The following is a 20,781-nucleotide window of genomic DNA, read 5'->3' as shown; positions in this document are numbered from 1 at the left end:
AAGCCCTATCATCTGATGGGGCTTCCTTATTACTGGTAAAACATTAGATCCTTTAATCCAACATTACTCTACTATTTTAGTCGCACCTTTATATTCTATATCTGTGATTAAAGACGTTTTAGTCATCTCTATATTATTTTGGCTACGAGCTACAGTCCAACGTCCAAGTGTGCGATTATACTCTCCTCCAAGACTTACAAAATAACCAACGTCTGCTGTATTATACTTTAAAAACAATTGATTGGTACCCTGTTTGAAAAAAGGCTGGGGTTGCATTGTTAAAGGGTTGATGACATCATAGAAATCACTATTGGTGATACGATAACCTTTATCTCCTTCCCAAAGGGCACCTCCACCTGAATTAAACATAACATCTATAGGTTTCGAATCCTTTGTTACACTTGTCCCCTTAAAAATCGCTATTCCAAAAGCATTTCCACTATTTGCAAGCAATCCAGAGGTTCTATTTCCAAAGTCAAATCCATTATTTTCATTATAATCATAATTTAACACCCAATTAGATGTACTCAAACTTGTTGAAGCACCACCATTGATCAGTTGATATTTTCCCCCAACATAGAAGTATGTTCCTTTAGCAGCAAAACCCTTTGTTATATTAAACTTATAAGTTCTCATTCCACCTGTTGCCCAACCATTGATAGGTGCGCCTGTTGGTGTGGAAGCATTTGCATTATTACTGACCACTACAGCATAAGGTGTTTTAGCGAAATCAATATCCTCTGTCGCCATAAACTGCATATACTCATAGTTCGTATCTGATCCTTTAACATCACTTGCAAAGCCCGTGATAACAATTGGCGCAATTTCAATTTCTGAGCTCAGCAAAAGAATATCTTCTTTAGTGCGACATTTCAAATAAGGGGTTTGTGTACCATCAGCAGCTTCTTTATTAAAAACAATACCATAATAATTACCTAACACATAGAGTGATTGTTGCGAAAAATTTGCTTTTTCATTTGTTACTAAGTTTAAATTGGCAAATCCATCATTTAATAATTTAGTACCTGACAATACTTCTCCCTCTTTTGGAATCGGATTAAATCCACCTTTCAATATAATAACCAGTGTACTTTCATATGCGTCCAGATTTTCTAAAATAGCCTTAGCGGTCACAACATTATTATTTATGGGTCTACCAGAAGCAACCTTCGTAATATGGTTTTCTTTAACATTTTTCAACTTCAAAATACCACCCTCCCGTAGTAATTGACTTCCAACAATATCAATGACCACAGAATCTCCAGGTTGATAGTTTTCTGCTGATGCTCCTAAGTCAATTGAAATACCGCGCAATTTACCTAAACGTCTTGCATCCTGAACGACCAGCAACCCTTCGGGTAAGTTGCCCCCTTTATGATCTGATACCACCAATGCGGCCAGCTTACTCGAACCATCCAGTTTTTCTGCATCGATCGTTACGACCTCACCTTTATATAAATTACGAAGATCAAAAATTCCTATATATGGACTGATTGTACCTCCTGGATAGTTGGTATCTTGACATGATACCATGGCCGACAAAACCACTATCATCGTTGTTATATTAAAAAGTAATTTTTTCATTTTAGTTTCCATTGAATGTACCATTAAGGTTTTTGCCACCATACCTTGGTATTAATTAAATCTGCTCCTTGATTAGCAATAGCTTCTTTGTAACCAGTAGGATTCGAAGATTGTACAATAACAGGATATACCATTCGTGAAGGCATTTCACCATTATTTTTCAAACCAGCGCCTTTCGGCAAAATGGGATAACCTGTTCTGCGGTATTCAAACCATTGTTGCATATCTACCATAAACAGGGCATAATATTTCTGTAAATGCAGAAGTTGCATTTTTTGAGCTAGGGTTTTATTTTCATCCCATTGGATGTCCGCATTCGCTAAATAATCTTGCACAGGCTGTGTCAAGTTTGGAACCCAGAGCTTAATATTATTTTCAACAGCACTTTTATAATACGTTTCTGCTGAACCCGAAACCCATCCCTTAATAATAGCCTCAACCTTTATAAATTCAACCTCTGCATAATTCATAATCATCCCTGTCAATGGCTCCGTCTGTAAACTATTGACCCCAGCATTTTGATCATAGGAATAGAAATAACTCATTTTAGTGTAATCCTCCGCATTTCCCGCTGCATAGCCACTTTCTACACCGACATAGTTTCCAGACACAGTGGCAATTCCCAATCGGTTAATACCAGCTGTACCATACTCAGGAATATTCAAACGAGGGTCATTCCAGTCCCTTAAATGATCAATAAAAAAAGAAGCAAGAGAAGTCGCACGGAAGTCTTGCGCGCGTGTCTCCATAAATGGTGAAACATAGGCTCCTTTTCCCGTCCATCGTAAAACAGCCACATCACTATTGCTTGACATGATTGGATATTCACTTGTATTATCTTCTAGAATTTCTTTAATCTTCTTAATTGCATCTGCACCCCCATCCTCTTTGTGAGCAATACGTAACAATAACCGCAAATACATCGAATTTGATAATTTACGCCATTTTGAGACATCACCCGCAAAAACAGGATCTGCTGTTGGATCAATTGCTTCTCCAGCTTTCAACAATGCATTGGCCTCTTCAAACTTTTGAAACATACCGTTATAAATGGTGCGCTGCTCATCAAATCTAGGTTCTAAAATGAGCGAGTCACGACCTAACAAAGCTTGAGAATAAGGAACATCGCCATAGGTATCCGTTAATATGGAGAATAACCAAGATTGACACAGCAATGCTATTCCTTGATAAGAACGATTAAAACTAACTTCTTCCGAGGCTTTAAGGTACATATCTTTGAAATTCATTAACTGTTTATAATGTTGATCCCAGAGGTAACTTGACCAACTTGGTCTGAAATCGTATCGAAATACTTTCCCATCTCCTTCACCAATAGAAACCGTCACTTGCATCAATTCATTTGTAAAGCTCCTGTTTCTATTCATATTGGTTGATACGGCATTGAGTAATCCATTAGCCATGAATTGGGAAGCGTAAGCTTCTGTTGTTTTTACGGGATCAGTATTTAAGTCTATAAAACCTTTATCACATGCTTGTAGACCTATCGATAATGCAAGAAAAGCAAAAGTTATTTTTTTTATCGTATTTTTCATTTTATTGTAGATTAAAAACCAACGACTAGATTAAATCCGATTGTTCGTGTGGATGGAAACTGAGCGATTTCAAATCCTTTGACAATATCTCCTCCGTCCAATGTTCCAAATTCAGGATCGAAAGCAGGCCATTTTGACCAAATAAATAAGTTTCTTCCGTAAAGACCGATAGTTGCCTTATCTAATCCCCATCGTTTCAAAACATCCTTTTTGAATGTATAATCCAATCTCGCCTCACGAAATTTGATAAAATCTGTAGGAAAAGTACTTCCCTCGGCATTATCTTGACCGTAATGTGAGCGATAGTATTCGTCAATATTCGTCGCTATGACATCATTCTTGCGGTAAGTACCATCTCCATTTGCAAGAACACCATTTCCAATAATTCCATTGTATCGACCTGGAAGTGTATTTTTAGTTTTACCTTGTTCCGCCAATTTATAGTGTGTCAATGAATGTCCCACAGCTCCCCATTGTGTATCAAATAATACATTTAATCTAAAATTTTTATAGCTGAATGTATTTCCTAAACTTAATTTACCCGTTGGAATGGTGTTACCCAAATAAACAACATTCTCTGTTAAGAGAGCTACACCGGTCTTCTCATTGTATATAATCTGACCATCAGGTGCACGTTGATATCCTATACCATACATATCTCCCATACTTCCTCCAGGCAGACCCACTATTTGTCCACTTCCTACAGAACGATATTGCAGCACAATCGAAGAATCTGGAATGGACATAATGTTATTGTTATTAGCACTATAAGTAAGACTAGAAGACCAATTAAACCCCTCTTTATTAACAACTTGATTCGTATTTAATGAAACTTCCACGCCTCTATTACGCACTTCTCCCATATTCATTAAATACCTAGAGGATCCTGAAGAGGGATCTATAGTACGATACAAATGCTGATTACTTGTATTTCCTTGATAAACCGCCACATCAACATTTAAACGATTTTTAAACATCCGTACATCTGTTCCAAATTCAATTGAACGCGTAGAAAGAGGTTCGATATTTGGGTTTACCAAAGTTGTAGGGTTTTGCAATGAACCTCCGATCAACGGATTACCTCCAATATATCCATATGCCGTCATATAAGGAGCCTCTACACCAGAACCTACCCAAGCAACTGAAGCTCTCAACTTTGCAAAATTAATAGCCTTAGGTAGTGTAAATAATTGAGACAAGACTAAACTACTGTTGAACGAGTTATAGAAGAAACCCACATTTTTATCAGGTACAACCGATGAAGCTAATGTACTCGTCCAATCCATTCGACCCGTAGCATCAAAGAATAGATAATCTTTAAATCCTGCAGTAACTAAACCATAAAAACTGTTAATTTGAAAGTTTCTAATATCCTGAATGCTTTTAATACCATACTTATTATTGGTATGGCTGTATACTCCTGGGAAAGTCAAGCCATCTGAGGCCAAAGAAGTCATACGATAATTGTTTCGCAATGTACTTCCTCCACCTGTTGCTGTTACTTGCCAATTCTCATGTATTTTTTTATCATATTTCAACAAGAAATCTAGATTTGTTTCTTTCGAAAATATCTCCTGTGTCCGATAACTTCCCTCTGCTAGTTTCGAACCTGCATCGTACGGTCGCAATTGTGCTCTATCTTCATTTGAAAAATCAATAGATGCCCGAACTTGTGCACTAAATTCCTTAGAAAACTGATAAGACGCTTGCGCATTACCTGTAAAAGTATTTCGGTTATTGCGATTGATAAATTCGTATGAGATTGCATATGGATTTTCAGGATACGTACTGAATGGATACATGATCTTTTTTCCCTCTTGTCCATTTACCCAATAAGTTTTCAACCAATTGACATCAGCATTAGGTTGCCAAAATATATACCAATACATCAAAGATTGGTTACCATATCCTGCTCCAGGTAAGTTGTCACTTTTGCGATTATTATAACTTACTTTAGATGTGATACTCAACTTATCACTTACCTTAGAGTTGACAGATAAAGCGATTGTATTGCGATCATAACCTGTATTCGGTACGATCCACGTATTACTTACATTTGTTGCCGAAAAACGAGCATTGGTCTTCTCGGTTCCACCATCAATAGACAGCGTATTCATAAAGGTTTTACCGACATCAAAGAAACTGTTGTTATTTTTATAGGGTCTCCAGAGTGTGCGTTCTGTCCCTACTCCTTGAAGGTTTGGATCATATTGAAAAAAATATTGACCATCAAATTTTGGCCCATATGCAGAACTTGTACCACTCGTACTACTCCCATCAATAGTAGTTCCAAAAGAATAGTAATCAGCACCCCCTATACCCTGACCATATTCGTATTGTAAATCTGGCCAACGGTTCACACTCTCAAATGAAGTATTTGAATTCAATGTGATTCCTAATGATTTTCCATTTCTTTTAGCACCAGATTTGGTTGTAATGATGACTGCACCATTTGCTGCCTTTTGACCATACAGAGCTGCCGCACCTGGCCCCTTTAAAACAGATACACTCTCAATATCTTCGGGATTGATATCATCCATACCTGAGCCATAATCTGCAGGCATATTATCACTACCTGTGCCATAAATTGCTTCGGATGCATTACCAGAGCGTCTACCAGAGCCCGTATTGATGATTACGCCATCAACGACAATCAATGCTTGATTTTCACCCGTCAAATTATTCTCTCCTCGCAATATAATCTTGGTAGATCCAACAGGTCCTGCTCCCGAGCGTACAAGATTGAGACCCGCAACTTTGCCTGATAGTGCATCCATCCAATTGCTTGAAACTGCATTTGTCAGCTCCTCACCCTTCACTGTACTCACTGAATAACCAAGAGACTTCTCTTCACGTTTAATCCCCAATGCTGTAACAACAACTTCTTCCAAAGCTCGCTCTGTTGCATGCAATTTAATCTCTACATTTAATGATTCTTTAAATACACGCTCCTCATGATTACGATGTCCCAATGACTTAAATGTCAAAACAGTTCCTTTAGGAATTGAGAGAGCAAACATTCCGTCTTTATTCGTCTTTCCAATACTTTTATTCCCATTAAAAATAGAAACATCAGCAAGAGGTGCTCCATTAGCATCAACAACTTTCCCTTTAAATAAAATTAAGTCTTGGGTTATGGACTCAGTTCGGTTGAGGAATTCAAAACCATTCGTATATGCTGATACTGGCTGATAACTACATTCAAATAAACCGATAATAAGTAACGCTTTCTTTAATTTAGGCAGATAATAATGCTTCATGCAAAAATGTTTTTTGTTTGAATTTATTTCAGCACAAAAATGCAATTGCTATATTAAGAAATGGACGGCTTAGTGTTAAGGTTATTTTATGAATCTCATTTGTATTTTAACTTAATGTTATCAAAAAGATATAAAAAAAGGAGTAAAAAATATTTTTTTACTCCTTTTCAAAATGCTTATTATTCTTATTAAATATGGTCAAAAGACCATTTTACATAATTTATATTCTTATCTACTGCCAAATATTTTTTTTCGTAGTATGTCTTTATGGATAGTACCTCGTCCACTAAATCTGAATGATAAAGATCTGTTGTTTCCGCAAGTTTGTGCAATCCTAGTATTTCAATCTGCTCTAACGTGTAATTATAGAATCCATCATTATCTGTTTTCAAGTTCATGAAACCTCCCTCTTTTAAAACAAATTTATACCTCCCTAAAAAAGTTGGATTTGTTAGCCGTTTTTTCTCACGACTATCTTGAGGTTGTGGATCAGGAAATGTAATCCAAATTTCTGAGATTTCATTTTCTTCAAAATGTTCCAATATCATTTCAATTTGAATACGTAAAAAACCAACATTGGTAATGTCTTCTTCTATGGCAGTCTTTGCACCTCTCCAGATGCGATTCCCCTTATAATCAACCCCTATAAAGTTTTTTTCTGGAAAGAGTTTAGCTAAATTGACGGTGTATTCACCTTTACCACAAGCCAATTCTACAACGATTGGATGATTATTTTTAAAATGCTTTTCAGCCCATTGACCCTTTAATTCTTTGCCAGCATCTAGTTCTACGACATTGCCAAAAGTAGCTATCTCTGCAAATTTTCTAAGTTTATCCTTACCCATTACAATAAAATATCCTGCAAAAATAGCCTTATATTTGCAGTAATCAATAACTTATCGTGGAAAAGACATTAAAATATATATTGGTGATCACTTAGTGATGATTGGAAATAACTGTTTATCCTAAATTGGCAGCTTTAGGTTAGCTATGGCATACCGCGAAAATTGATGAATGGAATTAGGCTTCAAAATCAAAGTTGAAAACATAAATTGAGTTTGAATAAGGAATAAAAACTTGCTTACCAAGATTTTAAGTAAGCAAGTTTAGTAAGTTTCACTATAAGACGGGATACCGTATTCGTTTTCTTGATCTTCAACTACAGGAAGATTTGTGTCGTCTACCTTCTCTTTTTTCTTCTTTTTAGGTTTTATGAAATCCGTTACTTTTGCAATTAGACTAATCACTTTATCTTGATTAACCTGGCCAACAGCCTTTTCTGATGCTAACAAAAGAAGAGCTTTTTTCAACACACCAGCCTTTTTAAAGAAGAATTTGTTCATCACAAAGGGAACGCCAATGCGAAGAGTCTTTGTTAGCCAATCTGAGTCTTTCGATGCACTAGCTTGAGATGAAAATAAACCTGTAAGCATATTTAAGCCTGGTACAGTCGACTTCAGCGAATTAAAAATTCGAACAGGTGTCTCAATTTTATGATTTAATAAAGACATTTGTGACTTCAGATAGGCTTCTTGCTCATTTTTTAAAACCTTAAGACGAGCAATTTCTGCCTTAAGTTCGGCAAGATTATGAATTTTGCTGTGTTTCTTCATCTTCTAATGTTTCTTCTTTCAAAATTTTATCTTCCATTATAACAGTATCTTCTTCTACTTCATCTTTCCATTTTGAAGAGAATCGACGTATAGACAAATCCATAAATTTAGACTCTAAACCCGGTTCAAATACACGAATTAATAGGAGAATAATGAAAAATATAACAGCAGTAGCTAAGAAACCTAAGGAATTACTTCCTAATACTTCTCCCAAATAAAAACCCAATGCAAGACAAAGGAAGAATACAATGAACAAAGTCAATATTAATTTTGCCCCATCCATAATCAAACTTGCAATCAAACGAGAAGATCGTTCGACGGTCTTTAACCGAATCAAATTCAATTGCAAATCTATATACTCCTTTGTTTTTTGGAATGTTCCACTAAACGAAAATTTTTCTTCTTCCATTCAACTCTATATTAAGAATCAGAAGCTATTCACCTCTAATTGCCCTGCTCTATATTATTGTTAATAATTTCTTCATGAAATTATTTCACACTATGCATGCTCTGTGATTTCATCTTCAGAGATCTCTTCTCCTTTATTTATTTTTGTTTTAAGCGTAGATACAATTTTCTCTTTAAGATCATTCAATTGATCAAATTGTTCTTCTGCACGTTCCCGAATAGCATCTCCTAAATCCGCTAATGAATCGTTGAGTTTATCTCTTGTATCTGATCCCTTATCTGGTGCAAATAAAATTCCTAAAGCGGCTCCAGCAGCTAACCCTGCTAATAATGCGACTACTACTTTGCTACTATCATTCATATTCTTAAACTTTAAATATTAATCCTTGAATCTATTTTATCAATAATAATACAATTACCTAAGCAAATCGTTTGCCAAAAGGCAATTTTTTTTTGATATATGATAAATCTTATGAACAACAATATAACGTATTCTATCTAAAAAATCGAATTATTTAAATCAAAAAAACAAAATATAATAAGCATTTAATTTATTTCATTAACTTTAATTACTAGTTATATAAAACCTTATGTTAACAAAAACTTACAGCAGTGCTGTTTATGGCATTGAAGCAACGACGATTGCCGTAGAAGTGAATATTACGGCAGGAACGAAATATTATATTGTCGGATTGCCAGATAATGCAGTTAAAGAAAGCTTACAAAGAATAGAAAGTGCCATTGTGTCTTGTAATCAACGGATGCCAAGACAAAAAATTGTCGTCAATCTTGCTCCTGCTGACATTCGCAAAGAGGGTTCCTCTTATGATTTAGCTATTGCAACAGCAATTCTTGCCTCCTCCAATCAAATTGATTCCAATAAGCTTGCAGATTATTTAATTCTTGGAGAATTATCCTTGGATGGAAAAGTCCAATCCGTTAAAGGAGCATTACCTATAGCGATTCAATCTTTGAAAGATAAGTTTAAAGGGATTATTTTACCGAACATGAACGCAAGGGAAGCTGCTATTGTCTCAGATTTAGAGATTTTTGGCGTTGAGAGCCTATTTGAAGTTATTGATTTTTTTAATGATAAGATAGATTTGAAGCCGACAATCGTAGATATCGAAAATGAGTTTTTAAATAAGATCGACAATTATGAGGCAGATTTTGGAGATGTTAAAGGTCAGGAAAACATCAAAAGAGCCTTGGAAATTGCAGCTGCTGGAGGTCATAATGTTATTCTAATAGGTCCTCCTGGATCAGGAAAAACGATGTTGGCAAAACGATTACCTACGATATTACCCCCCTTAACAATAGAAGAATCATTAGACACAACTAAAATTCATTCTGTAGCAGGGCATTTAACCGCTAAAGATTCTCTAATGACAGTAAGACCTTTTAGATCTCCTCATCATACAATTTCAGATGTTGCACTTGTTGGTGGTGGCATAAGCCCTCAACCTGGAGAAATTTCGCTATCCCATAATGGTGTCCTTTTTCTTGACGAACTTCCTGAATTTAAAAGAACAGTATTAGAAGTGATGAGGCAACCTTTGGAATCACGAAACATTACGATTTCAAGAGCGAGATTTTCAGTAGATTATCCCGCTAGCTTTATGTTGATAGCCGCCATGAATCCATGTCCTTGCGGTTACTATAATCATCCTGAGAAAGAGTGCATATGTGGAAATAGTACTGTACAACGCTATTTAAGCAAGATATCAGGGCCATTATTGGATCGGATTGATCTCCATGTAGAAGTAACTCCAGTTGCCTTCAAAGAACTTGCTTCAAAGCATAGCGCTGAGAAAAGTGCTGAAATCAGGAAACGAGTTATTGAGGCTAGAAAAATTCAACGGGAGCGCTTTAGCAACAATCATCAAGTGCATAACAACGCTCAGATGAGTGCAAAACAGGTACGTGAAATATGCCAAATTGACGCTGGTGGTATACAGTTACTTAAAATCGCAATGGAAAAATTAGGTTTATCGGCTAGAGCATATGATCGTATTTTAAAAGTTGCCCGAACGATTGCAGATATGGAGCATTCAAAGAATATAGAGAATCATCATTTGGCTGAAGCGATTCAATTTAGAAGTCTAGATCGTGAAAGTTGGGCTGGTTAACTTAAAATTTACTGATGAAATGACTGATAATCCAAGGATATAGGATAAAGGTTAAAAGCACACCTGATAATGCTCCAAATAAATGGGCATCATGGTTCACGCCATCTTTCGAATTTTTTGAAGCCCAAATACAGTACCCAAGAAAAAGTACAGCAAATAAATATGCAGGCATAGGGATAATCATAAAAACACCCAACATCATTTTGGGATCGAACAAGATATAACTAAACAATACGGCACAAATTGCCCCTGATGCTCCTAAGCTATAATATCCATCGTTATTCTTTTGTTGTATAATTGTCGGAATATCACTGAGTATCAAACTTAACACATAGATTATCCCAAATTGTAAATGTCCCCATTCGCTTACCTGAATTAATATCTTCTCTAGTCCAAACCCAAAATAGTAGAAGGTTATCATATTAAAAAGCAGATGCCCCCAATCTTTGTGTATTAATCCACTCGTTAAAATCGTGTACACTCTTCTTTTACGATAAATACTATAAGGGTGCAACATCATTTCACGCAAAACTTGAGGATTTGAAAAACTGTAAATACTAGAAGCAACAGTTAAAATAAAAATAATACTGGCGACTGGAGTCAAAAAAAGATATTCTTGTATCATGCCTTAAAAACGATCTTCCAACAATAAAACATATAATTCTTTGGGGCCATGAGCCCCCAACACTAATCGTTTCTCAATATCTGCGGTACGAGATGGTCCTGTAACAGTAGAAACCATTGTAGGCATTTGATCGCCATAACGACGTTGCATATAGGATAATGCATCTTTCAAATCCCAAACCATTTGAGAAGTCTTTGCAATAACAATATGAATGGGAGGATATATACCCAATCTTCGTCCAGAAGCATTCGCATTGCTCACCATAACACTACCATTCCGTGCAATTAAAACTTCACAAGAAGTAATACCAGCATCAGCATCATCAAAATTAGTCTCTGTCGTTTGGATCGGAAAACCATAGGGAGATAACAAATCTTGGATCCCCTTTTCCCATGCAAAAATTTTCTTAATATTATTCTCTTCTGTTAGTAGAATGAGATTTTCAATCAAATTAATTTCTCCATCACAATAGAGAAACTTTCCCCCGATTGCAGTCAATTCCCTTGCAAAAGTTACATCAACCAATTCATCTTCTTCCTTATAAAGAGTTGTTTTTTGAAAATTAGGATGCGGGTTTTCCTTTTTTTGCACTAATGCTTGTCGTATTCTTCCCAGCATTTGCTCTTTATTACTATTGTTTTTAACATTCATACAGCAAGCAACTAAATAAAAATACAGCGCTTCTAATTAAAGAAGCGCTGTAAAATTAAAATCTATGTCTTTGGATTGTCTTCTTCTTTTATATCTACCTGAGGTGATTCTGTAGCATTCGCTTCTTCAGGTAACACATCTAATGGAAGATCCGTTTGAGGAACACCGCCACCATCTCCACTATTAACAAACTCATCATAAGTTGTTTTCGTGTCAAACGGACGTTTACCTAATATTTCTTCCAAATCACTTTGGAATAAGATTTCTTTTTCCAACAATTTCTCAGCAATTGCAATTAATCCAGCTTGTTTTTCTAACAATAACTCTTTTGTTCTAGCATATACGTCAGTAATTAAATTACGTACTTCAGAATCAATTAACTCTGCCGTTTTGTCAGAATAAGGTTTTTGAAATTGTTCAGATCCATCACGGAAAGATACATTTCCAACTTTTTCATTCATCCCGTAGATAGCAATCATAGCATATGCTAATTTTGTAATCCGTTCCAAATCATTCTGAGCACCTGTAGAGATCCGTCCGAATGTAATGTCCTCAGCAACACGTCCACCCATTGTCATACATAAGCTATCTACGAGCTGCTCCGTGGTGTATAAGAACTGCTCTCTAGGCAAATACTGCGCATAACCTAATGCAGCTACTCCACGAGGCACAATAGACACCTTCACTAATGGATCTGCGTGTTCAAGGTACCAGCCAGCAATAGCATGTCCAGCTTCATGATAAGCAACGATTTTTTTCTCTTCCGGTGATATGATTTTATTTTTCTTTTCAAGACCACCAATCACACGATCCACCGCATCTTGAAAATCTTGCATATCGATCTCCGTTTTATTCTTACGAGCAGCAATCAAAGCCGCTTCGTTACAGACATTCGCAATCTCTGCCCCCGCGAAACCAGGAGTTTGTGCAGATAATTTTTTAGCGTCCACTTCTTGCGATAATTTCAATGGCTTCAAGTGCACCTTAAAAATATGTTCACGACCAATTAAATCAGGTTTATCAATAGAAACTTGTCTATCAAAACGACCTGGACGCAACAAAGCACTATCTAAAACATCAATACGGTTAGTTGCAGCTAAAATGATAACTCCAGAATCCGTTCCAAAACCATCCATTTCAACCAACAATTGATTCAATGTATTTTCACGTTCATCGTTGCCTCCCATCATGGAGTTTTTACCACGAGCTCGACCAATGGCATCAATTTCATCAATAAAAATAATACATGGTGCTTTCTCTTTCGCTTGCTTAAACAAGTCACGCACACGAGATGCTCCAACTCCAACAAACATTTCAACGAAATCTGAACCCGATAAAGAGAAAAAAGGTACTTGAGCTTCACCCGCAACAGCTTTTGCCAACAAAGTCTTACCTGTTCCTGGAGGGCCTACTAATAACGCACCTTTAGGGATTTTACCCCCCAAGTTGGTATATTTACGAGGATTCTTCAAGAAGTCAACAATTTCCATCACTTCTTGCTTCGCTTCTTCCAGACCTGCTACATCATTAAATGTAATATTTACTTGAGATTCTTTATCAAATAATTGTGCTTTAGATTTACCAATATTAAAAATAGCACCGCCACCACCGCCACTGCCACCATTCATACGACGCATTAAGAATAACCATAAGAAAACCATCACCACTAGAGGCAAAATAAAGGTTACAAAATAATTTGTCCATGGATTTGAACGATCTTCATAACTCACACTCAAACGAGGTGTTCCTGCAGGAAGATTTTCTTGAGCGGTCTTTAAATTAGCTGCCAGAATATCTGCCGAAGCTTCTGTAAAAGTATACTGAGGTCCAGTCACTGGGGTTAATGCTAAAGCATTTGCACCTGGTGCTACATCTTTATATTTTTCATCTTTTAATCGATCTTTTTTAATATAAACATCAATAACGACAAGATCATTTTTCTTCGTTCCCTCAAGCTTCTCTACATCCCCAGAAGGCAAGATTTTAGATTCAAATTCACTGTAAGTGATTTTTTTAGTGGCCGAATCACTAAAAACATATTGTAAGGCAAAAAAAACCAATATCAAAGCAAAACTAAGCCACATGATATTAAACTTGGGCGGTTTTGGGGTTATTTTACCGGTTGGTATTTTCTTCATTCTATCTTATTTATATCGTTTTAATTCTATTTTTTCTACCATTTTAAGCACTCTGAAATTCTTGTGCTTGAGCATCTCCCCACAAATCTTCTATTGCATAGAGCGCTCTCTTCTCTTTCTTAAAGATGTGAACTACCACATCTACAAAATCAAGAATCAACCATTCGCCAATACTTTGTCCCTCTTTATATTGTGGATCTTGACCAAATGCTTTATAAACTTCATCCTCTACACTTTTTGCAATAGCATTCGCTTGGATATTGGAGTCTGCATGACAAATTACAAAATAATCAGAAACAGAACTGTTAATATTTCTCAAATCCAATCGCACGATTTCATTTGCTTTCTTTTCTTGCATTCCATACACAACCACTTCTGATAGCCGAGTTGACAATTCTGAACTTTTATTTTTATCCATTAAAAAATATTATAGTTTTGACTATTATATATAATTAAACATTTATCAGTTTGCAAAATAACACATTTTCAGGACTTATCATTGGTCAAAATATAATTACTATTGACCGTGTGGCTTCCACGAATGATTATTTTAAAGAAAACTTGTCAAATTTCAAGCCACAGGACGAAGGAACTGCCATTTTAGCAGTAGAACAGTTCGCCGGCAAAGGACAAAGAGGTAATATCTGGTTGAGTGAACCCGGTAAAAATATCATTACATCTATTCTTCTTTACCCTCGTTTTCTAAAAATACAGCAACAGTTTGCTTTATCATGTGCCATAAGCCTTGGGCTATTAAAATGGCTGAAAACGAAGACTGAAAAAAAAGTTCAAATAAAATGGCCTAATGATATCTATATAGATAATGAAAAAATAGCTGGAATATTAATCGAAAATAGCATAAAAGGCAACAACCTTTCTAATAGTATTGTTGGAATAGGCATTAATATCAACCAGACAAGATTTGTGAAGGGATCTGCTATTACATCTCTAAAATCAATTGATAAATCCAATACGACTTTCGACATCCTAACTTTAGCAAAAGAATTGTATGCCTTTTTAGATAACGAATATAAGCAACTTAACTTGGCAAGACATGCTGACCAACTAATCGAATTCAATCAAAATCTTTTTAGAAAAAATGAAATCAAAAAATTTATTTTCGAGGAAAAAGAAGTCGATGGTAAAATTATTCAGGTGTTACACAATGGCTTACTACAAATACAAATACATGAAGAAATTAGAGAGTTGAATCTCAAAGAAATTCGGTATGTCTTGTAAACAACAAAATATTTACTAGTATCGAATCAAAATGTTAAATCAAAAAACTAAATTTGCTAAACATAAATTAAACTTTAGCATCTTTACTTCGTCATAAAGAAAGAACAACTATTTTAAATAAAAACAATGAAAGCATCATGAGCTAAAAAACTTAAAAACCCGCGATGAATATAGTGCTCATGATAACTTCATCGCCTTTAAAAAACAAATTATTCTGATGAAAAAATTAACATTAATAGTAGCAGTATTATTTTTTGCCATTTCAGGTGCTGTTGCTCAAATCCACAATCCAGTAAAATGGACTGTTGCTTCAAAAAAATTAAACAGCAAAGAAGCGGTAATTTTTATCAAAGCAACAATTCAAGATGGATGGCATATTTATTCCCAAAACTTGGGAGAGGGTGGTCCAATTGCGACTTCTTTCACTTATCCAACTTCAAAAGAATATTCTTTGAATGGTAAAACAGCGGAGCCAAAACCAGCTATGAAATATGAAGATGTATTCAAAATGAATGTTGGTTATTTCACAAAAGAAGTTGTTTTTCAACAAAAAGTAAAATTAAATAAAGGTACTACAACAGTCAAAGGATCAGTAGAATTCCAAGCTTGTGATAAAACACAATGTCTTCCTCCTGATGACTACGCATTTACAGTGGCGATTAAGTAGGTTGTTTTAATAAATTTTTCTAATCGGTATTCAGATGGATCAAATGAGCTATTCTGAATACCGATTTTTTTATTGTATCGAATGAAAACAATGTTATTGAAGCTCATTTTACCTCTTTAATCACGCTCTAAAAAATACAAGACTCTTTATAATAAAACATCTTCAATAAATAATCAAAAGAGCAAAGATACCAGATCAGCTATCTTCAGCCCATTATTTTCCACCTCCTAAAGAATCATTTGAGGAATAGAGCCGTAAAACTAAAGTCAGAAAATATTAAGGAAGATAGAAAAGGGTACATTTTTAATGAAAGAATGTTAAATAAGAGCTCGTAAGTGTTAAATTTCAAACATACCATAAAATGTATGTCATCAATAACGAATATTTACCGCTCATAACGATAAAATAGTAAAATTGACTTTACAACTACTAAAATATAAGGTGATTCTCATCGTCTTTATTTAATTTTACAAATTATATTTGAAATCTACAAAATGGCTAAAAAGAAACTATTTATACTTTACTTCGTTATTTTCAGTTTTTTTATTCCTTTCTTTTCTTTCGCAACAACGCAAGACTCTTTGATCAGTTCAGAAGGGATAGAATTTTCTGAATCTGCTGATACGACAACTCCTTCAACAATACCACAAGACTTGGTTTTTTCTGAAAGTCCAGATACAGTTAGTCAAGACACGACCAAAGCTGCACAAAATACAGTAATAACAGCCCCACCCTCAGAGAAAAAATCCCTTTGGGGAATTTTTCTTGCGGGTTTAATTGGAGGTTTTGCAGCCTTATTAATGCCTTGTATTTTTCCAATGCTACCTTTGACAGTTAGTTTCTTTACGAAACAAGCAGGATCCAGAACTAGTGGAATAAGTAAAGCCTTATTATATGGACTCTTTATCATTATCATTTATGTTTCCTTAGGGATGATCATTACCATTCTTTTTGGTTCTGATGCCCTTAATATTTTATCCACAGATGGTATTTTCAACTTTGTATTTTTCTTGCTTCTAGTTGTTTTTGCAGCATCTTTTTTCGGCGCTTTTGAAATAACATTACCAAGTTCATTCGTTAATAAAATGGATGCAAAATCGGATAAAGGAGGATTAGTTGGACTTTTCTTTATGGCATTCAGCCTTTGTTTGGTCTCATTTTCATGTACTGGTCCAATTATTGGAACGTTATTGGTAGAAGCAGCTTCTAAAGGAGAGCGATTGGGTCCAGCCATCGGAATGCTTGGATTTTCTATCGCTTTAGCAATTCCTTTTGGGCTATTCGCCATGTTTCCTTCCTTATTAAAATCTCTTCCAAAATCAGGTGGTTGGCTGAATAGCGTGAAAGTTGTTTTAGGATTCTTAGAATTAGCGCTAGCGCTTAAGTTTCTATCAAATGTTGACTTAGCTTATCATTGGAATTGGCTGGATCGAGAAGTGTTTTTATCCCTATGGATCGCAATTTTTGGATTAATGGGATTATACTTGATTGGAAAAATTAAATTTTCTCATGATAGCGAGTTGAAGTTTTTATCTGTTCCTCGTACCCTGTTAGCAATTGTTGTTTTTTCATTTGTTGTCTACATGATCCCAGGACTTTGGGGAGCTCCACTGAAATCTATTTCCGCCTTTTTACCTCCTTCTGCTTCACAGGATTTTGATTTGTCAGCAGGCATTGCAAGTACAAGTAGTCATACGGATGGAAAAGTGAAAAAATATGCTGAAATATTCCATGAAAGAGGAACTCCAAAAGGATTTGACCCTTATTATGATTATAATCAAGCTTTGGAAACTGCTAAGGAATTAAAAAAGCCTGTTTTAATTGATTTTACTGGATGGAACTGCGTAAACTGTCGTAAAATGGAAGCTAACGTATGGACAGATCCAACAGTTGCTAAATTATTAAAAGAAGGATTTGTAATGGCTGAACTTTTTGTGGATGACCGCACAGAATTACCTAAAGAAGAACAAATTATTTCGACTTATTCTGGTAAAAAAATTAAAAATATTGGCAACAAAAATTCAGATTTTCAAGCATCAAAATTTAATAGTAATTCGCAACCGCTATACGTTATTGTCGATACAGAAGGTAATGTTTTAGTTCCACCATCGGGGGCCAACTATGATCCTAATGCATATGCTAAATATCTTCAAAGTGGAATCGACGCTTTTAATGTTAAAAAATAATCTTTCTTTTTATTACATTTGAACCATGAGTAACATTAAAAATATAGCAGTATTAACGTCAGGTGGTGATGCCCCTGGTATGAATGCTGCCATTCGCGCAGTAGTTAGAGCAGGTATATATAATGGTTTGAATGTTTTTGGAGTAAAAAGAGGTTATGATGGTTTGGTCAATGGCGATATGTATGCTATGGACGTTAAATCCGTTGCTAACATCATTCAGAGAGGTGGTACTATTTTAAAAACAGCCAGAAGTGATGAGTTTCGTACAATAGAAGGCCGTCAAAAAGCCTACGAGAACATAAAAAAACATAATATTGATGCGCTAGTTGTCATTGGGGGTGATGGAACCTTTACAGGAGCATCCATATTCATCGATGAATTTGATGTACCTATTATTGGATTACCAGGAACCATCGATAATGACCTAGCTGGAACTGACTTTACAATTGGTTATGATACAGCCATTAATACGGTCATTCAAGCGGTTGATAAGATTCGAGATACCGCAGAATCACATGATCGTCTTTTTGTTATTGAGGTGATGGGGCGAGATTCTGGATTAATTGCCTTAAGATCAGGCATAAGCACAGGCGCAGAAGCGGTTTTAATTCCTGAATTTGATGTGGACTATGCTGCTATCATGAAGCGTCTTGATAAAACACGTAAAAATAAATCTTCCCGTATCGTTATTGTGGCCGAAGGCGACGCTGAAGGAGGTATGGTCGTTTCGGAAAAAATCAAAGAAAGTTTTCCAAATTATGACGTACGTTTGTCCATCTTAGGCCATATCCAACGTGGTGGAAGCCCAACATGTATGGATCGAGTACTAGCCAGCAGATTAGGAGTTGCAGCAGTAGAAGCGTTGTTAGCGGGTCGCAAAGGAGAGATGGCAGGTTTAATCCATGATGAAGTCGAGTTTACACCTTTTAATAAAGCAATTAAACACATTGATTCTATCAATCAAAATTTATTGAGAATCGTAGAAATCCTTTCTTTATAAGAATTAGACATTTCTTTTATAAAACAAAAAAGCTTGGTTAACTGATTAACCAAGCTTTTTTTATGGAAACTATGCACTATGAGCGCCAAGCTTTATACTGATTAATCAATCCATTGGTAGAAGAATCATGTGAAGTAATGATATCTTCTGATACTAACTCTGGAAGGATTTGACCTGCCAATTGTTTTCCTAGCTCAACTCCCCACTGATCAAAACTAAATACATTCCAGATAATACCTTGTACAAATATCTTGTGTTCATACATGGCGATTAAAGACCCCAAAGTACGTGCTGTCATCTTTTTGATTAAAATAGAATTACTAGGTCTATTTCCTTCAAATACTTTGAAGGTTTTCAATTTTTCAATTTCCTGATCTGATTTACCCGCAGCCTTTAATTCAGCGACTACCACTTCCTCTGTTTTTCCATTCATTAAAGCCTCAGTCTGGGCAAAGAAATTTGACAGTAACATTTGGTGATGGTTTCCAATCGGATTTAAACTATTTGCAGGTGCAATAAAATCACAAGGAATTAATTTTGTTCCTTGATGAATCAATTGATAAAAAGCATGCTGACCATTTGTTCCTGGTTCTCCCCAAATAATTGGACCCGTTTGATAATCAACACGATTACCATTACGATCGACATATTTACCATTACTTTCCATATCTCCTTGTTGGAAATATGCGGCAAAGCGATGTAAATATTGATCATATGGTAAAATAGCATGACTTTCCGATTCGAAAAAGTTATTGTACCAGATTCCTAATAAAGCTAATGTAACAGGAATATTTTCTTCAAATGGAGCTGATATAAAATGTTCATCAGCTTCATAAGCACCTGTCAATAATTCTTTAAAATTATCAAAACCGATTGCCAAACAAATAGACAAACCGATTGCTGACCATAACGAATAACGTCCTCCAACCCAATCCCAGAATTGAAACATGTTGTTGGTATCTATTCCAAATGCTGAAACGGCAACAAAATTAGTACTCAACGCAGCAAAATGTTTCGCTACATCTGCCTGCAGAGCTCCACTTTTCAAAAACCATTCTTTAGCAGTATTTGCATTTGCCATGGTCTCTTGTGTCGTAAAAGTCTTTGATGCGATTAAGAATAATGTAGTTTCAGGATTAAGATTTTTAATCGCTTCTGCAATATGTGTCCCATCTACATTTGAAACGAAGTGCATGTTTAGATGTGTACGGTAAGCTTTTAATGCCTCTGTCACCATTACTGGCCCTAAATCTGAACCTCCAATACCTATATTAACAACATCAGTTATTGTTTTCCCAGTATATCCTTTCCACTCACCAGAAAGAATGCGATTTGTAAATGACTTCATTTGATCCAGAACCTCATTCACATCAATCATTACATCCTTTCCATCAACCATGACGGGTTTACCAGATTGATTGCGCAAGGCAGTATGTAACACCTCACGCCCTTCCGTTTCATTGATTTTTTCCCCCTGAAACATCGCTTGAATGGCTTTATCCAAATGACACTCTTTCGCCAATTGACGCAACAATGCTAAAGTTTCGTGATTAACTCTATTTTTTGAATAGTCTAAAAGTATATCCTTAAATTCTATACTATATTTTTCAAATCTAAAAGGATCCTCATGAAATAAATCTTTTAAACTGTATTCATTTATTTTGATGTAATGATCTGCTAAATAACGATAAGCAACCGTCTCGGTAAAATCTATTTTTGGTAACATAT

The 20,781-nt window shown here is 35.5% G+C and carries 17 protein-coding genes; 5 read left to right on the top strand and 12 right to left on the bottom strand.

The annotated features are described in order from the left end of the window. Window positions 1-63: 63 nt before the first annotated feature. The 7 genes from LZQ00_RS16785 to LZQ00_RS16755 all read right to left on the bottom strand — a co-directional run bounded on the left by LZQ00_RS16785 (window position 64) and on the right by LZQ00_RS16755 (window position 8,779). Entirely contained in the window at window positions 64-1,584 is a 1,521-nt protein-coding gene (locus tag LZQ00_RS16785; RefSeq protein ID WP_234510406.1) for a DUF5689 domain-containing protein, read from the bottom strand. A 23-nt stretch (window positions 1,585-1,607) separates the two neighbouring features. Next, a complete protein-coding gene (locus LZQ00_RS16780; RefSeq protein WP_234510405.1) occupies window positions 1,608-3,137 on the bottom strand; it encodes a SusD/RagB family nutrient-binding outer membrane lipoprotein in 1,530 nt (509 codons plus the stop codon). 11 nt (window positions 3,138-3,148) lie between these two features. Beyond that, complete coding sequence (locus LZQ00_RS16775) at window positions 3,149-6,397, bottom strand: SusC/RagA family TonB-linked outer membrane protein (RefSeq protein ID WP_234510404.1); 3,249 nt, start codon at window positions 6,395-6,397, stop codon at window positions 3,149-3,151. Window positions 6,398-6,585: 188 nt separating this feature from the next. Further along, the gene (gene trmB / locus LZQ00_RS16770) at window positions 6,586-7,242 is read right to left on the bottom strand and encodes a tRNA (guanosine(46)-N7)-methyltransferase TrmB (RefSeq protein ID WP_234510403.1); all 657 of its coding nucleotides are present in this window, start codon (window positions 7,240-7,242) and stop codon (window positions 6,586-6,588) included. 261 nt (window positions 7,243-7,503) lie between these two features. Next, window positions 7,504-8,010, bottom strand: coding sequence for a hypothetical protein (locus LZQ00_RS16765; protein ID WP_234510402.1), 507 nt, complete (start codon window positions 8,008-8,010; stop codon window positions 7,504-7,506). Continuing rightward, window positions 7,985-8,419, bottom strand: coding sequence for a phage holin family protein (locus tag LZQ00_RS16760; protein ID WP_234510401.1), 435 nt, complete (start codon window positions 8,417-8,419; stop codon window positions 7,985-7,987). Before LZQ00_RS16760 ends, LZQ00_RS16765 begins: the two co-directional genes overlap by 26 nt. 90 nt (window positions 8,420-8,509) lie before the next feature. Further along, on the bottom strand, window positions 8,510-8,779 hold the full coding sequence (locus LZQ00_RS16755; RefSeq protein WP_234510400.1) for a YtxH domain-containing protein: 270 nt from the start codon (window positions 8,777-8,779) through the stop codon (window positions 8,510-8,512). Between the two features lie 229 nt (window positions 8,780-9,008). Between LZQ00_RS16755 and LZQ00_RS16750 the strand changes: the two genes are divergently transcribed. Continuing rightward, complete coding sequence (locus LZQ00_RS16750) at window positions 9,009-10,547, top strand: YifB family Mg chelatase-like AAA ATPase (RefSeq protein WP_234510399.1); 1,539 nt, start codon at window positions 9,009-9,011, stop codon at window positions 10,545-10,547. A 1-nt stretch (window position 10,548) separates the two neighbouring features. Here LZQ00_RS16750 and LZQ00_RS16745 read toward each other — a convergent pair whose 3' ends face one another. From LZQ00_RS16745 to rsfS, 4 genes are all read right to left on the bottom strand, one after another. Continuing rightward, window positions 10,549-11,172 carry a rhomboid family intramembrane serine protease gene (locus LZQ00_RS16745; RefSeq protein ID WP_234510398.1) on the bottom strand — a complete coding sequence of 208 codons (624 nt, stop codon included), beginning with the start codon at window positions 11,170-11,172 and terminating at the stop codon, window positions 10,549-10,551. A 3-nt stretch (window positions 11,173-11,175) separates the two neighbouring features. Then, window positions 11,176-11,823: a lactate utilization protein C gene (locus LZQ00_RS16740; RefSeq protein ID WP_234510397.1), complete on the bottom strand. Its 648-nt coding sequence runs from the start codon at window positions 11,821-11,823 to the stop codon at window positions 11,176-11,178. Between the two features lie 62 nt (window positions 11,824-11,885). Further along, window positions 11,886-13,961 (bottom strand): ATP-dependent zinc metalloprotease FtsH, encoded by a 2,076-nt coding sequence (gene ftsH / locus LZQ00_RS16735; RefSeq protein ID WP_234510396.1) that lies wholly within the window; start codon window positions 13,959-13,961, stop codon window positions 11,886-11,888. A 43-nt stretch (window positions 13,962-14,004) separates the two neighbouring features. After that, window positions 14,005-14,379 (bottom strand): ribosome silencing factor, encoded by a 375-nt coding sequence (gene rsfS, locus LZQ00_RS16730; protein ID WP_234510395.1) that lies wholly within the window; start codon window positions 14,377-14,379, stop codon window positions 14,005-14,007. 50 nt (window positions 14,380-14,429) lie between these two features. On the opposite strand from rsfS, the gene LZQ00_RS16725 reads away from it, so the two are divergent. The 4 genes from LZQ00_RS16725 to pfkA all read left to right on the top strand — a co-directional run bounded on the left by LZQ00_RS16725 (window position 14,430) and on the right by pfkA (window position 19,053). Next, window positions 14,430-15,200 (top strand): biotin--[acetyl-CoA-carboxylase] ligase, encoded by a 771-nt coding sequence (locus LZQ00_RS16725; protein ID WP_234510394.1) that lies wholly within the window; start codon window positions 14,430-14,432, stop codon window positions 15,198-15,200. Between the two features lie 217 nt (window positions 15,201-15,417). Beyond that, complete coding sequence (locus tag LZQ00_RS16720) at window positions 15,418-15,867, top strand: protein-disulfide reductase DsbD domain-containing protein (protein ID WP_234510393.1); 450 nt, start codon at window positions 15,418-15,420, stop codon at window positions 15,865-15,867. A 494-nt stretch (window positions 15,868-16,361) separates the two neighbouring features. After that, window positions 16,362-18,053: a protein-disulfide reductase DsbD family protein gene (locus LZQ00_RS16715; protein WP_234510392.1), complete on the top strand. Its 1,692-nt coding sequence runs from the start codon at window positions 16,362-16,364 to the stop codon at window positions 18,051-18,053. Window positions 18,054-18,078: 25 nt separating this feature from the next. Then, window positions 18,079-19,053: a 6-phosphofructokinase gene (gene pfkA / locus LZQ00_RS16710; RefSeq protein ID WP_234510391.1), complete on the top strand. Its 975-nt coding sequence runs from the start codon at window positions 18,079-18,081 to the stop codon at window positions 19,051-19,053. 76 nt (window positions 19,054-19,129) lie between these two features. Here pfkA and pgi read toward each other — a convergent pair whose 3' ends face one another. Then, window positions 19,130-20,779 (bottom strand): glucose-6-phosphate isomerase, encoded by a 1,650-nt coding sequence (pgi, locus tag LZQ00_RS16705; protein ID WP_234510390.1) that lies wholly within the window; start codon window positions 20,777-20,779, stop codon window positions 19,130-19,132. Window positions 20,780-20,781: the final 2 nt, after the last annotated feature.

This window comes from Sphingobacterium sp. SRCM116780 (assembly GCF_021442025.1).
In the GTDB taxonomy this organism is placed as follows: Bacteria; Bacteroidota; Bacteroidia; order Sphingobacteriales; family Sphingobacteriaceae; genus Sphingobacterium.
This window is presented reverse-complemented; position numbering and strand designations above follow the sequence as displayed.

Bases quoted from the DNA above. Each gene is read 5' to 3' on its own strand.
- rsfS (WP_234510395.1), bottom strand. From the start codon at position 14,379: ATGGATAAAAATAAAAGTTCAGAATTGTCAACTCGGCTATCAGAAGTG.
- pgi (WP_234510390.1), bottom strand. From the start codon at position 20,779: ATGTTACCAAAAATAGATTTTACCGAGACGGTTGCTTATCGTTATTTA.
- pfkA (WP_234510391.1), top strand. From the start codon at position 18,079: ATGAGTAACATTAAAAATATAGCAGTATTAACGTCAGGTGGTGATGCC.
- LZQ00_RS16750 (WP_234510399.1), top strand. From the start codon at position 9,009: ATGTTAACAAAAACTTACAGCAGTGCTGTTTATGGCATTGAAGCAACG.
- LZQ00_RS16720 (WP_234510393.1), top strand. From the start codon at position 15,418: ATGAAAAAATTAACATTAATAGTAGCAGTATTATTTTTTGCCATTTCA.
- LZQ00_RS16745 (WP_234510398.1), bottom strand. From the start codon at position 11,172: ATGATACAAGAATATCTTTTTTTGACTCCAGTCGCCAGTATTATTTTT.
- LZQ00_RS16755 (WP_234510400.1), bottom strand. From the start codon at position 8,779: ATGAATGATAGTAGCAAAGTAGTAGTCGCATTATTAGCAGGGTTAGCT.
- LZQ00_RS16740 (WP_234510397.1), bottom strand. From the start codon at position 11,823: ATGAATGTTAAAAACAATAGTAATAAAGAGCAAATGCTGGGAAGAATA.
- LZQ00_RS16785 (WP_234510406.1), bottom strand. From the start codon at position 1,584: ATGAAAAAATTACTTTTTAATATAACAACGATGATAGTGGTTTTGTCG.
- LZQ00_RS16775 (WP_234510404.1), bottom strand. From the start codon at position 6,397: ATGAAGCATTATTATCTGCCTAAATTAAAGAAAGCGTTACTTATTATC.
- ftsH (WP_234510396.1), bottom strand. From the start codon at position 13,961: ATGAAGAAAATACCAACCGGTAAAATAACCCCAAAACCGCCCAAGTTT.
- LZQ00_RS16780 (WP_234510405.1), bottom strand. From the start codon at position 3,137: ATGAAAAATACGATAAAAAAAATAACTTTTGCTTTTCTTGCATTATCG.
- LZQ00_RS16760 (WP_234510401.1), bottom strand. From the start codon at position 8,419: ATGGAAGAAGAAAAATTTTCGTTTAGTGGAACATTCCAAAAAACAAAG.
- LZQ00_RS16715 (WP_234510392.1), top strand. From the start codon at position 16,362: ATGGCTAAAAAGAAACTATTTATACTTTACTTCGTTATTTTCAGTTTT.
- trmB (WP_234510403.1), bottom strand. From the start codon at position 7,242: ATGGGTAAGGATAAACTTAGAAAATTTGCAGAGATAGCTACTTTTGGC.
- LZQ00_RS16765 (WP_234510402.1), bottom strand. From the start codon at position 8,010: ATGAAGAAACACAGCAAAATTCATAATCTTGCCGAACTTAAGGCAGAA.